This is a genomic window from Pseudomonas atacamensis, assembly GCF_017167965.1.
GTDB classification, from domain to species: domain Bacteria; phylum Pseudomonadota; class Gammaproteobacteria; order Pseudomonadales; family Pseudomonadaceae; genus Aquipseudomonas; species Aquipseudomonas atacamensis.
In genome coordinates this window covers 2,652,397-2,665,187 of the sequence record NZ_CP070503.1, presented here as the reverse complement: position 1 = coordinate 2,665,187, position 12,791 = coordinate 2,652,397, and the positions used below count along the sequence as shown (strand labels likewise).

Annotated in this window: 10 protein-coding genes; 5 read left to right on the top strand and 5 right to left on the bottom strand. The window is 61.8% G+C overall.

Annotated features, from left to right (window positions below; genetic code table 11):
* Positions 1 to 349: 349 nt before the first annotated feature.
* The 3 genes from JWU58_RS12265 to JWU58_RS12255 are packed head-to-tail and all read right to left on the bottom strand — an operon-like array spanning position 350 to position 2,591.
* Positions 350 to 1,288 carry a FecR family protein gene (locus JWU58_RS12265; RefSeq protein ID WP_206422052.1) on the bottom strand — a complete coding sequence of 313 codons (939 nt, stop codon included), beginning with the start codon at positions 1,286 to 1,288 and terminating at the stop codon, positions 350 to 352.
* A 32-nt stretch (positions 1,289 to 1,320) separates the two neighbouring features.
* Entirely contained in the window at positions 1,321 to 1,872 is a 552-nt protein-coding gene (locus tag JWU58_RS12260) for an RNA polymerase sigma factor (RefSeq protein ID WP_122698125.1), read from the bottom strand.
* Complete coding sequence (locus JWU58_RS12255) at positions 1,869 to 2,591, bottom strand: STN domain-containing protein (RefSeq protein ID WP_206422051.1); 723 nt, start codon at positions 2,589 to 2,591, stop codon at positions 1,869 to 1,871. The genes JWU58_RS12260 and JWU58_RS12255 overlap by 4 nt, the downstream gene beginning before the upstream one ends.
* A gap of 149 nt (positions 2,592 to 2,740) precedes the next feature.
* Here JWU58_RS12255 and JWU58_RS12250 point away from each other — a divergent pair, with 149 nt between their 5' ends.
* Positions 2,741 to 3,043 carry a hypothetical protein gene (locus tag JWU58_RS12250; RefSeq protein WP_122612077.1) on the top strand — a complete coding sequence of 101 codons (303 nt, stop codon included), beginning with the start codon at positions 2,741 to 2,743 and terminating at the stop codon, positions 3,041 to 3,043.
* A 154-nt stretch (positions 3,044 to 3,197) separates the two neighbouring features.
* Here JWU58_RS12250 and JWU58_RS12245 read toward each other — a convergent pair whose 3' ends face one another.
* Positions 3,198 to 3,638, bottom strand: a complete 441-nt coding sequence (locus JWU58_RS12245) for a carboxymuconolactone decarboxylase family protein (RefSeq protein WP_076562576.1) — start codon at positions 3,636 to 3,638, stop codon at positions 3,198 to 3,200.
* 367 nt (positions 3,639 to 4,005) lie between these two features.
* On the opposite strand from JWU58_RS12245, the gene pdxR reads away from it, so the two are divergent.
* The 4 genes from pdxR (at position 4,006) to JWU58_RS12225 (ending at position 7,418) form a co-directional block, all read left to right on the top strand.
* On the top strand, positions 4,006 to 5,439 hold the full coding sequence (gene pdxR, locus JWU58_RS12240; protein ID WP_206422050.1) for a MocR-like pyridoxine biosynthesis transcription factor PdxR: 1,434 nt from the start codon (positions 4,006 to 4,008) through the stop codon (positions 5,437 to 5,439).
* 123 nt (positions 5,440 to 5,562) lie between these two features.
* Positions 5,563 to 5,856, top strand: coding sequence for a putative quinol monooxygenase (locus JWU58_RS12235; protein WP_016774982.1), 294 nt, complete (start codon positions 5,563 to 5,565; stop codon positions 5,854 to 5,856).
* A 229-nt stretch (positions 5,857 to 6,085) separates the two neighbouring features.
* Entirely contained in the window at positions 6,086 to 6,487 is a 402-nt protein-coding gene (locus JWU58_RS12230; protein ID WP_206422049.1) for a cupin domain-containing protein, read from the top strand.
* 217 nt (positions 6,488 to 6,704) lie between these two features.
* Complete coding sequence (locus tag JWU58_RS12225) at positions 6,705 to 7,418, top strand: ATPase (RefSeq protein ID WP_206422048.1); 714 nt, start codon at positions 6,705 to 6,707, stop codon at positions 7,416 to 7,418.
* Between the two features lie 164 nt (positions 7,419 to 7,582).
* Here the strand turns inward: JWU58_RS12225 and JWU58_RS12220 are convergent, their stop codons facing one another.
* The gene (locus JWU58_RS12220; RefSeq protein ID WP_130900815.1) at positions 7,583 to 12,478 is read right to left on the bottom strand and encodes an NAD-glutamate dehydrogenase; all 4,896 of its coding nucleotides are present in this window, start codon (positions 12,476 to 12,478) and stop codon (positions 7,583 to 7,585) included.
* Positions 12,479 to 12,791 lie beyond the last annotated feature (313 nt).

Genomic DNA, 12,791 nt, shown 5'->3' with positions numbered 1-12,791 from the left:
AGCAAGCTCGCTCCCACAATTGAATTAGGGGCAGTCAGCTTTAGCTTGGTTGGCTGTTAGGCCGTTATCGCTGGCAAGCCAGCTCCCACAGGGTTCGAGTGCGACCGGAAGATTTTGGTCAGTTGGGCAACCGCATTCGCGAGCAGGCTCGCTCCCACAGAAAGCAAAAGCAAGATCAGAAGATCGCGGCCTTCGGCAGCTCCTACATTTGGGTTGGGTGTAGGTAGTTGGGGATTGGGTGGCTGACTGGCTGTCATCGCTGGCAAGCCAGCTCCCACAGAAAGCAGGATCAAGATCAGAAGATCGCAGCCTTCAGCAGCTCCTACAGTTGGATTGCGCTGGGCTTTGGTTAGCTGAGGACGACGACGCCGCCGGGCAGTTCGGTGCATTTGACGCCGTAGGCGTCGCGGATCAGCAAGGCTACGCCGGCGAGTTGGTCGAGGTGGAAGCGGGCCTGGACGCGGCGTTGGCCGAGTTCGCGGTTGAGCAGCAGGAGCATGCCGGGGCGGTAGCGGTTGATTTCGTCGATCATCTGGCTGAGGGTCGCGCCGTTGAACACCAGCACTTGTTGGCGCCAGTTCATCACGGCGGCGGTGTCGACGGTTTGTACGTTGCCGATTTGCCGTGCGTCGTAGGTGATTTGCTGGCCCGCTTCGAGGCGTAGGTTACGGCCGTCGATGGCGACGTCGACCGCGCCGTCGAGGCAGGTCACGCAGACTTGCTGGTCGGTGTTGCGCAGGTTGAAGCGCGCCTGGCTGGCGCGCAACCACCCTGCTCCGGCCTGCATCGCCAGTGGCAGGCGTGCGGTCTGCACTTCAACTTCGCCGCTGACCAGTTCGAAGCCCTGCACGCCGTTTTCGACGCTGCGCTGGTTGATGCGGGTTTGGGTGTTGAGTTCGAGGCTGACGCCTTGCGCCGGTTCGACCCGGCGCTGCTGGCCGACTTCGGTGATGTAGTCGGCGCCCAGTCCTTCGAAACCACCGGGAATCGTGCCGCGCACCAGCAGGAATGCGGCGGATGCGGCAATCGCGCCGCCGAGAAATGCCCGTCGACCGAAGCCGCGTCGGCCCTGCAACGCTTCGGCGGCCGGTTGCAGGTGATGCCATAGCCGCTTGGCTTCTTCGAAGGCCCGGGCATGTTCGCCGCTCTGCGCGCACCATTCCCGCAGGGCGCGTGCGTCGGCGACGGTGGCGCGGCCCGAGGTCAGCAGGATCAGCCAGTCTTGGGCTTCGCTGTGCAGGGACTCGGTGGCCGAAGGCTCGGCGGGTTTCAGTCGAAAGATGTTCAAACGCGCAAATTCTCAACGGATTAATCGGGTCACTATTCGCTAGACGGTTTTCCGGCCCCGCGACCGAACCGCTGAAACACTTTTCTTTCCAGTTTCGCTGCGCAGAAGCCCAGCGCGGCTTTGATTTCCTTCTCGACCATGCGCGTGGAAATGCCGAAACGCTGGGAGATTTCCAGGTGCGGCGCCTCTTCCAGCCGCGCGGCGATGAAGATCCGCCGACGCCGTGCCGGCAGTTCGTACAAGGCGCTGAGCAGGGCCTGCATCTCCTTTTGCCCACCGACCACCCGCGCCGGGTCGAGGGCTTCGTCGCCCAGTTGCAGCAGTTCCTCGACTTCGGTGCCGGTGAGCAGGCGCGCATCGGCCTGACGGCGGTCGGCGGCGATGTTGAGGGCCATGCGATACAGGTAGGCGTTGGGCTTGAGCAGGTTCGGCGGGGTCTCCATGCGATCGACCCGCAGCCAGGTCTCGTGCAGCACGTCATTGGCCAGGTCCTCGGAGCCGAGGCGGCGGCGCAGGCGCACGCGAAAATCCTCGTAGGAGCTGAGGAACAGCTGGCCCATCACGCTTTGTCCGGCGTCTTTCATCCCCCGGAAACTCCTTCCCATCTCGTGCATTCCATGCGTTTCCCTGACGACTCCGGTAACAACAGCAACGTGACCGGCTGGCGCAAGGCGCTGGGCGTCGGCCGATCGATTGTGAGGTTGCGAAAACTTTCCACCAGCGCGTTATCGCGCCGTACATCGCCGGTTGAAGTGACCAACCGGTTGTGCTGCACCACGCCGTCGCGCCCGACCCACACCTGCAACAACGCGCGATAACTGCCCGGCCGGGTCAGCGGCGAGCGGCACAATTTGCGCTCGATCGCCGCTTGCACCGCCGTCGCGTAACTGCGGTTGACCGCGACAGCAGCCGGCGTGGGTTTGTCCGTCGGCACTGGCAGGTCTTCCACCTGCGCCGCTTGCAAGGTGAACGCGTCGGCGCGGGCGTAACGCGCCATCAACCCGGTGCCGCCGAGCAGATGGCGCAAGGCGTCGGCGGCGGTAAATTCGCCATCCACGGCGAGGGAGCGACGGCCCCGGCTCAACTGACTGTCGACCAACACCGCGACGCCCGTGGCGCGGCTGTATTGATCCAACGCCCGGGCCAGCTCCTGCGCCGGGATGTGCAAGGTCATGCGCATGTCCGCCGCTGCCGGATCAGCATTGGCCGCGCAGGTCAGCAGACCGAGCAGCCAGCCCAGACCCGCGCGGCGCACAAGCGTCGCCGAGCGCTGAAGACTGATCCGCGAACTGCCTCGCTGCACGACTGGCGCACCCCTGAAAATCGCTATCCTGCGGGGCATTTATGACTCTGGTATGACGGGCGGTGCAAAAAAACCATCACGGGTTTTGCGCCGCGCTTGCACTAGACTCAAACCCAGAGCGGCCCAATCGGGCGGGCCAGGAGGCGGACATGAAAACGCGGTGGATGTGGGTCTTGCTGATGACGGTGGGTGCGGCGCAGGCGGAGGAGCCGCTGGGCTGTGTCGAGGTCACGGTCGGCGGTTACAAGGCGCCGAATTACGATTGCCTGAGCCAGCAGATGGGCAACAATCCCGACGGCGCGGCGGCGGCGCAGAAGAACATGGAAGGGTTGAATGTGCCGGTGCACAAGCGACCGCCGAATCAGGTAGGGCTGGCGACACCGGCGGCGACCAGTACGCGGATGGGCAACACGTTTGGCACCTCGGTGAAACCGCAGCGACCGCCGCAGTGAAGGACTGATCGTTCCCACGCTCCTGCGTGGGAATGCAGCCCGGGACGCTCTGCGTCCCATTGGAACGCGGAGCGTCCCTTGAGGCATTCCCACGCGGAGCGTGGGAACGATCGGCGTGTACCTCTTCTTTCTCTCGTTTTTTTTACGACGCAACTCAATCACTCGGGGTCTGGCGGAAGCTGACGGCCAAACGATTCCAGCTGTTGATCGTGCTCACCGCAACCGTCAAATCCACCAGTTCACCTTCATCAAATTGCTCGCGCGCCTGCTGGTAAACGTCATCCGGCACGTGGCTTTCGGCCAACAGCGTCACCGCCTCGGCCCAGGCCAGCGCCGCGCGTTCGCGGGGGTTGAAGAAGTTGCTGTCGCGCCACACCGCGATCGCGTAAAGACGCCGATCGCTCTCCCCGGCCCGCCGCGCGTCCACCGAGTGCATGTCGGTGCAGAATGCGCAGCCGTTGAGCTGCGAGGCGCGGATCCGGATCAATTGCAGCAGCGGCGCTTCGATGCTCAGGTTGGCGGTCAGCGCCTCCATGGCAAGCATCGCTTTCATCGCCTTGGGCGACGCGTTGTAGTAATCCAGACGCAGGGACATGGCGCGGCTCTCGGCAGGCGGAATGATGAGTTCACGGTACGGGCTGTGCAGGCTGTGTTACAGCCCCAATTCCACGAATTTCGGCTACACCACTGCCCCCCTACCTTTACGCGCTGATCGTTCCCACGCTCCGCGTGGTAACGCCTCCCGTGACGCTCTGCGTCACAGTGGACGCGGAGCGTCCATGGCTGCATTCCCACGCGGAGCGTGGGAACGATCAGGTAACTGACCCACCGCTTTCGCGAGCAAGCTCGCCCCCACAGGGACTTGCGCCAATTTGCGGTTTTTACTCCACGCAACTACTGCCAAAAGCCCAACAACGCTAATCTGACCGACACTTCACTCAACACCCGGGAGCCTCGTCGGTATGGAACTTCATGTCGTGATCAACGGCCGCAAGGATCTTGCCGGTCAGTTGTATCAGCAGTTGCGCGGGGCGATTGAATCCGGGCGGTTGGCGGCGGGTACGCAGTTGCCGCCGAGCCGCTTGCTGGCCGAGCAATTGGGCATCTCGCGTAAGACCATTTCCGACACCTATGCGCAGCTGACTTACGAAAACTTCCTCACCGGCGTGATCGGCAAAGGCACCTACGTCAACGCCCGCCCGGCGCAGGTGCAGCGCAAGCAGAGCCACACCGAGCTGGCCAGTGCCGAGGTGATCGAGAGCTGGCGCAATCTGCCGGTGTTCCTCCGTCACCCGACGCTGGAAGGTTCGCTGCGCTACGACTTCATCGGTGGCGCCACCAGCAAAGGCCAGTTCCCACACGACGACTGGCGCCGCTGCGTCGCCCATGCGATGCGGCAGATGGCGCAGTCGAAAGGCTTCTACAGCGTCGCCGAAGGCTTGCCGGCGCTGCGCAATGCGATCGCCCGGCACATCGCCTTTTCTCGCGGCATCAACTGTCAGGACGAGGACATCGTCGTATGCAACGGCGCGCAACAGGCGCTGGACCTGATTGCCCGGGTACTGACCCGCCCCGGCAGTCTGGTGGCCATGGAAGATCCCGGCTACCCGCCCGCGCGCTTGCTGTTCGGCACCCACGGCGCCGAAGTGGTCGGGGTGCCGGTGGATGCCGAGGGTATTCAGGTCGAGCACATTCCCGATGGCACGCGGCTGATTTATGTGACGCCGTCGCACCAGTTCCCGCTGGGCATGGCGATGAGTCAGGCGCGCCGCGAGGCCCTGCTCGCCCGTGCCCACGAGCTCGGCGCGATCATCATCGAGGATGATTACGACAGCGAATTCCGCTACGAAGGCCGGCCCACCGATTCGCTGTACAACCTCGATCAGCGCGGTATCGTCGCCTACGTCGGCACCTTCTCGAAAACCCTGTTGCCGGAGTTACGCCTGGGCTACGCGATCCTGCCGCCGTCGATCATCGAAGCGGTGATTCGCGCCAAACAGCTGACCGATCTGCACGCCTCGACCCTGCCGCAATGGGCGCTGGCCAAGTTCATCGCCGAAGGTTGCCTGCTCAAGCACATCCGCCGCTGCCACACGATCTACGCGCAACGCCGCGAACGCATTCTCGAGCGGATGGCCACCGACCTTGCGCCATGGCTGCAAGCCGTGCCGGCCAGTGCCGGGTTTCACATGGCGGTGTTCTGCAAGGTGCCGGTCGATTTGCCGCTGGTCATCGAGCTGGCGAAAAAGGTCGAGGTCGGTCTCTACGCGATCAGTGGTTTCTACTACCAGCAGCCGGCGAAAGAAGGCCTGTATTTCGGTTTCGGCGCCATCGAAACCCTCGACATCGACATTGCCCTCGATCGCCTGCGCGACATCCTCGAACAGCTGTCATGAGCCGTTGGTATAAGGCTTTTACCGCCGATTGGTTATTGGTGATTCACGGCGGCAGGCCTATTCTGCACAGGCGTTATCCCTCAATGAGCAGGATTCGTCCGGCCTGATTCAGGAGTGTGAGCAATGTCCAACGAAGTGATCAACACGGTTGAGGTCAAGGCGGTTGCGGGCCGCTCGGAAGAGCTTGGCAAGCAATTGCAGAAGATCGTCGACACCCTGCGCGAAACCCCGGGCTGCGATTCCTACCTGGTCGACCGCTGCCCGGAAGACAGCCACCGCTGGACGGTCAGCGCGCGCTGGCAGTCGGAAGCGGCGATGCAGGCGCATTTCAACCGGCCCGAGGCGCAGGGGTTTATCGACCTGATCGATAGCCGCCTGGCCAATAGTGTGGATTTCAACAGCTTTCCCATCGTCTGAACCGGCCTCTTCGCGAGCAAGCTCGCTCCCACAGGGTTATTTGTTGTTCACAAGACGGATGAGCAACCGCAGAACCTGTGGGAGCGAGCTTGCTCGCGAAGGCGATTTGCGCCGCACCGAAATCCTTCCGAGGCCAATTGGTCACCTGATCTTCGCGAATATTGGCCGTTTGAACCGGCCCCATTGCGGCCTACTGTGAGCACACCCCCACCATCACAGGTAACCCGCCATGAAAGCCCTGCCCCTCTTCGCCGCCGCCCTCGCCTTCACCCTCTCCGCCTCGGCAATGGCTCACGATCCGTCCGAGAAAATCACCGTTCTGCAGGAACAACTGCTGAAAAACGTCCCCGGCAAGAAAGCCATGATGATCGAAGTCGACTACCAGCCCGGGCAATCCTCAATCGCCCATAAGCACGAAGGCACGGCGATGGCTTACGTGCTCGACGGCGAGGTAATTTCACAGGTCAAGGGCGAAAAAGCGATCACTTACAAGAAAGGCCAGTTCTGGTACGAGCCGGCCGGTTCCGAGCATCTGGTGTCGAAAAACGCCAGTTCGACCAAGCCGGCCAAGTTGCTGGTGTTCATGGTGCTGGCCCCGGATGAGCAGGTGCTGATTCCGCTGGAAAACTGATGGCTGCGTGACCAGCCATAAACGAAAGGCGCGAATCGAGCATTTGCGCCTTTTTTATTGCGCGGCGGCATTAACTGCGAACGCTTAAAGCCAATAAAACTAACCGCGCAAAGGTTATTCAGGCAACGGTCAGGCCGGCAGGTTTACCCTGAATATCCGCCGATATCTTCGGCCCGTGCACACTCATCGACAGACCTTGTTTCACGGGAGAAACACCATGAAACCTGCGCTTCCCGCCCTGCTGGCGATCTCCGTTTTGATGCTCTCTGCCTGCTCTGTTCCCACTGCTCCGCAAGCCGTGTCATCCCTCGACACGCTGCTGCCGCACCCGACCGGTCGCAGCAGTGCTACTCAGGTCAACAGAGGTCCCGGCGTCTCGCTGGGGGTGATTTACAGCCCCGGCACCCAGGCCAATCGCCAATACTTGCGCGAGTATCAGGCCAAGGCCGGCACCGGTTTTGGTCAGAGCCTGCTGGTGCAGCCGATCCACGACGCCTACGTCGCCAGCTCCAGCCCGGATCGCGCGGTGCAGTGGGTCAACGCTTCGCTGCAACGCCAGTTCGGCTCGGTGACGGTGTACCCGGACATGCAAAGCCTGCGCGCGGCCAAGCCGGATGTGGTGGCGATCGTCGATACCCACAGCCAGTTGATCACCTCGCGCAGCTCGGATATCCGCGCGGATGTCAGTGCTGATTTTTACGATGCGCAATTGAACTACATCGGCACAGCGAAGGGCTCGCAGGCGCGGGAACTGACGCCGGTATGGGCGGACTTCAAGCGCTCGGAAGAGATCGTCGCGGATATCAATCAGCAGGAGGAATTGCAGTTGGCGGCGTTACGCGAGTTTGACCGTTCGCTGAGTAACCTGGTTGTGCGGCCGGGGGAGAAAGTGTCGATGCTCGAGGGTAAACCAGCGCAAAAGTTGTATTGAATGTAAGTGCTTCTTCGCGAGCAGGCTCGCTCCCACATTTGGAATGCGAATCCCTGTGGGAGCGAGCCTGCTCGCGAAGGCGTCAGACCAGACGCCACAAAAACCCTCAGGCATAAAAAAGCCCCGCCTCTTTCAAGAGCGGGGCTTCTTCATTCAGCCACTACTTACGCCAGTTCAAGCTCGGCATTCGCAGTGATCGCAGGCACGATCGCTTGCCCGCTCAACGCCAGATCCAGCAGTTCGCGGTTGGCCACCGCGTACATGGCGTAGTCCGTACCGCTCGCAGCACGGATTTCCACCAGCATGGCGCGCCAGCGTTCGATCATGCTTTCGTGCTGGGCCATCCACAGCGCCAGGCGTGCTTCCACGTCCTGGGAACCGTCGCCCTGTTGCAGGACGGAGATGGTGATCGCCCGTTGCTGCCAGTCGACGTCATCACGGAACGCTTCACGGGCCAGAGCCTGCCAGTTGTTTTCCACCGGCAGCGCGCTGATCTGTTGCAGGTACCAAGTGATGTCCAGCGCAGAGCCCACAGCGAAGTAAGCCTTGGCCACTTCGGCCGGGTCCTGCCCGGTGACGTCTGCGGCTTCGATGATCGGCAGCAGCGTGTACAGATGCGAAGTGCCCGCAACCATACGCGCCAGCAATTCCGGCACACCGGCTTCGACGTACGCCTGATAGCGCGACTGCCAGTTCTCGCGGATTTCGCCGCTGAGCAGTTCGTCGAGCTTCAGACCCAGCTCTTTCAGGTGCGGACCGAAGTGCGCGACGTCACGGGCAGCGTTCTGCTCGTTGCGGCGGGCACGCAGGAACCAGCGCGTGGCGCGACGGCCCAGACGCATCAGCTCGTCCATCAGCTCCAGCTGCACGTCAGCGGAAACCTGATAGTCCAGCGCTTCGATCTGACGGAACCAGTGTGGGAGGTGGAAGATGTCGCGCACGATCACGTAAGCGCCAGCCACGTTTGCCGGGCTCATGCCGGTCGACTCTTTGAGTCGCTGCACGAAGGTGATGCCCATGTGGTTGACCAGATCGTTGGCGATCTGGGTGCTGACGATCTCGCGCTTCAGACGGTGACGACGCATGGCTTCGGAGAACTTGCTGACCAGGGTCGGCGGGAACGCCGTTTCCATGTCGCGGGTCAGGTAGTCGTCGTCCGGCACCAGCGAACCCAGCAGCTGTTCCTTGAGGTCGATCTTGCTGTAGGAAATCAGCACCGACAGCTCAGGACGGGTCAGGCCGTGGCCCTCAGCGACGCGCTCGGTCAGTTGCTCTTCAGTCGGCAGGAACTCGATGGCACGGTCCAGCTTGCCACGGCCTTCCAGATCGCTCATCAGACGCTTGTACTCAGCGATGCGCGCGTAGGCACGGCGCGCCGCCAGGGACAGGGCCTGAGTCTGCTTGTAGTTGTTGCCCAGCACCAGATTGCCGACTTCGTCGGTCATGCTCGCCAGCAACTGGTTGCGTTGCTTGTCGGTCATGTCACCGGCCTGAACCACTTCGTTCAGCAGGATCTTGATGTTCACTTCGTGGTCGGAGCAGTCCACGCCACCAGCGTTGTCGATGAAGTCGGTGTTGGAGCCGCCGCCATTCAAGCCGAATTCCACACGACCCAGTTGGGTCATGCCGAGGTTACCGCCCTCGCCCACGACTTTGCAGCGCAGCTCGTTGCCGTTGACGCGCAGTGCATCGTTGGCCTTGTCGCCGACATCGGCGTGGCTTTCGGTGCTGGCCTTGACGTAGGTGCCGATACCGCCGTTCCACAACAGATCCACCGGCGCCTTGAGCAAGGCATTGAGCAGTTCGGTCGGGGTCAGCTTGTCAGCCTGGATGTCGAAGCGTTCTTTCATCTGCGGCGAGATCGCGATGCTCTTCGCGCTGCGCGAGAAGATACCGCCACCTTCGGACATGATGCTGGTGTCGTAGTCGGTCCAGGCCGAACGCGGCAGGTCGAACAGACGCTGACGCTCGACGAAACTGGTCGCCGGGTTCGGGTTCGGGTCGATGAAGATATGCATGTGGTTGAACGCAGCGACCAGTTGCAGCTTGTCGGACATCAACAGGCCGTTACCGAACACGTCGCCGGCCATGTCGCCGACGCCAACCACGGTGATGCTGTCTTCCTGAACATTGATGCCGCGCTCGCGGAAGTGGCGTTGCACGCCGACCCACGCGCCCTTGGCGGTGATGCCCATTTTCTTGTGGTCGTAACCGGCCGAACCACCGGAGGCAAACGCGTCACCCAGCCAGAAGCCGTAGTCGATGGCGATGCCGTTGGCGATGTCGGAGAAGGTTGCAGTGCCCTTGTCCGCCGCGACCACCAGGTACGGGTCATCGTCGTCATGACGCACGACATTGACCGGCGGTACCAGGGCGCCGTCCTTCAGGTTGTCGGTGATGTCCAACAGACCGGAAATGAAGATGCGGTAGCAGGCAATGCCCTCGGCCGCGATCTCGTCACGGCTGCCGCCCAGTGGCAGGCGACGCGGCAGGAAGCCGCCCTTCGCACCCACCGGCACGATGACCGAGTTTTTCACTTGCTGGGCTTTTACCAGGCCGAGCACTTCGGTACGGAAGTCTTCTTCACGGTCGGACCAGCGCAGACCACCACGGGCAACGTTGCCGAAGCGCAGGTGCACGCCTTCGACGCGTGGCGAGTAGACGAAGATTTCGAACTTCGGCACTGGCTTCGGTAGCTCAGGGATCGCATGCGGGTTGAACTTGAAGCTGAAGTACGACTTGTTCTGGCCGTTGGCGTCAGTCTGATAGAAGTTGGTACGCAGGGTGGCTTTGATCAGGTCGAGGTAACGACGCAGGATGCGGTCTTCGTTGAGCACCTGAACGTCGTCCAGTGCGGTAAGAATCGCTTGTTCCAGACGCAGTTGCTTGTCTTCCAGATCATCGCTGCCGAGCTTGCGCGCCAGGTAGAAACGGGTCTTGAACAACCGGGTCAGTTCGCGAGCGATGTCGGTGTGGTTGTTCAGGGTGCTGGCGATGTAACCCAGGTCGAAGCCCAGACGAATCTGCTTCAGGTAACGGGCGTAGGCACGCAGCAGCGCGACGTCGCGCCATGGCAGACCGGCGGTCAGCACCAGACGGTTGAACGCGTCGTTTTCGGCATCGCCGCGCACGATGTGGACGAACGCGTCCTGCAGGGTGTCGTTGAGTTGCTGAATGTCGAGATCCAGACCTTCGGCGGCGGTGAAGGCGAAATCGTGAATCCAGAATTCGCGGCCGTTGGTGTGGCGCAGGCGATACGGGAATTCGCCTAGTACGCGCAGGCCGAGGTTTTCCAGAATCGGCAGGACGTCGGACAGCGCCAGCGGCGTGTCGGCGTGATACAGCTTGCAATGCAGCTCGCGCTGGCCGGAGACCTGACCGAGCGGCTGATAGAAGCTCATCACCAGCGGATTTTTTTCGTTGAGGCTCAGCAGGTGCTGCATGTCGACCACGGCCGAATGCGCGGCAAAACGCTCGCGGTAACCGGCCGGGAAGCCTTTCGGGAAGTCGGCCAGCACGTTGGTGCCGTGAGCTTCGCCGAAGCTTTCGACGGTCAGTGCGGCGTAGTCGTCCTGCCAGCTGCGGCAGGCCTGGACCACTTCTTTTTCCAGCAGTACCGGATCGATGTCGAGGCGGTTCTTCGGATCGACGCGCAGAATCAGCTGCACGCGGGCCAGCACGGATTCCGAGAAGAAAGTCCAGAATTCGCAATCGGAAGCCTTCAGGCGCTCCATCAGCACTTGCTGGATCTTCTGGCGGACTTCGGTGGAATAGATGTCGCGCGGCACGTAGGCCAGGCAGTAGCAGAAACGCCCGTACGGGTCTTTGCGCAGGAACACGCGGATCTTGTTGCGTTCCTGGATCTGCACGATCGACATCACGGTGGTGAACAGTTCGTCGACCGGGGTCTGGAACAGGTCGTCACGCGGCAGCACTTCGAGGACCTGCGCCAGTTCCTTGCCCAGGTGGGCCTTGGACTGGAAGCCGGAGCGGCGCTCGATTTCTTCGACCTTGCGGCGGATGAACGGGATGACCCGCACGCTCTCGCCATACACCGACGAGGTGTACAGGCCCATGAAACGGTGTTCCTTGATGACTTTGCCGTCGGCGTCGATTTCACGGATCGACACATAATCCGGGTAAGCCGGACGGTGTACGCGGCTCGGGTGCGCAGCCTTGGCGAACGACAGCAGGGTCGGTTCGCGCAGGTAGGACACGGCGTAGTCTTCGATGCGCAGGTCTTCGTAGGTCAGGCCGGTGCGCAGCAGTTTGGTCAGGCCGAGGAAGGAGCTCTGGTCGTACTCGATGTGGCCGCCATCGGCCTGGTCGGTGACCACGAACTCTTCGTAGCCGAGGAAGGTGAAGTGGTTGCCCACCAGCCATTCCAGGAAGCTCTTGATTTCGTTCTTTTCGTCGGCATCGACCGGATAGGCGCTGTTGTCGAGCTGGGTGAGGATGTCCTGCACCTTGGCTTTCATCGGCTCGAAGTCAGCGACGGCGACGCGCACTTCACCGAGCACCTGCTCAAGCTCTTTGCTCAGCACATTCAGCTCGGCCGCGTTGGCGCAACGGTCGATTTCCAGGTACATCAGCGATTCGTGCAGCACGCCTTCGCCGGTGCTGCCCTTTGGCAGGACTTCCAGCAACTCGCCCTTGCTGCCACGACGCACGCTGAGCACGGTGGTCTGCAGGGTGTGGATGCTGTAGCCGCGACGGTTCAGCTCGGTGCGCACCGAGTCGACCAGAAATGGCAGGTCGTGGTGCAGCACTTCGACCGCGGTGTGGGTCGACTGCCAGCCGTGGCGTTCGTAATCGGGGTTGTAGACACGCACTTGCGGTTGCGCGTGATCGAAGCGCTCAAGCAGGCGCCACGCAGAGAGAGTACAGCCAGCGAGGTCGGAGAGGCGACGTTGAGTCAGCTCGTCCAGGGAAATGATGCCGAAGAATTGTTCAGCGAACAGCGCCACTTGTGGCAGTGCCTGTTCACTGATGTGCTGCGCCAGTGCCGCTTGCAGTTGGTGCTGGAAGTCGGCTTTGCTGGCTGCGGTGAAGAACGCCATCTGTGGTACTCCGCTTAAGCTTGTTATTGATGGAAAGCGTCGCGTGCAACGCCCCTTTCGGGGCTGGTGTCGCCCTGTTCCTGATTCTCGGGCAGAGGAAACAGGGAGACAGGTGGGTGAAGCTGGACGGGACACTCAGGTCACATTCACCTTCCATGAATGAGCATCTGCAAAAGCGACTGCCAGCATTGCCGACAATGCCTTTACGGGTGCTCATCCGTTGCGCAGCTTAATGGGTGCGACAATGTGTCTGCTTGCGGTGCTGCGACATATTCGGTCATTGGCACGTAAATGCAGGGTTTGGCCTGCATCA

What these genes read in the sequence shown, in the direction of transcription:
- JWU58_RS12260 (WP_122698125.1), bottom strand. Translation starts at nt 1,872, where the DNA reads ATGAAAGACGCCGGACAAAGCGTGATGGGCCAGCTGTTCCTCAGCTCC.
- JWU58_RS12250 (WP_122612077.1), top strand. Translation starts at nt 2,741, where the DNA reads ATGAAAACGCGGTGGATGTGGGTCTTGCTGATGACGGTGGGTGCGGCG.
- JWU58_RS12245 (WP_076562576.1), bottom strand. Translation starts at nt 3,638, where the DNA reads ATGTCCCTGCGTCTGGATTACTACAACGCGTCGCCCAAGGCGATGAAA.
- pdxR (WP_206422050.1), top strand. Translation starts at nt 4,006, where the DNA reads ATGGAACTTCATGTCGTGATCAACGGCCGCAAGGATCTTGCCGGTCAG.
- JWU58_RS12235 (WP_016774982.1), top strand. Translation starts at nt 5,563, where the DNA reads ATGTCCAACGAAGTGATCAACACGGTTGAGGTCAAGGCGGTTGCGGGC.
- JWU58_RS12230 (WP_206422049.1), top strand. Translation starts at nt 6,086, where the DNA reads ATGAAAGCCCTGCCCCTCTTCGCCGCCGCCCTCGCCTTCACCCTCTCC.
- JWU58_RS12225 (WP_206422048.1), top strand. Translation starts at nt 6,705, where the DNA reads ATGAAACCTGCGCTTCCCGCCCTGCTGGCGATCTCCGTTTTGATGCTC.
- JWU58_RS12220 (WP_130900815.1), bottom strand. Translation starts at nt 12,478, where the DNA reads ATGGCGTTCTTCACCGCAGCCAGCAAAGCCGACTTCCAGCACCAACTG.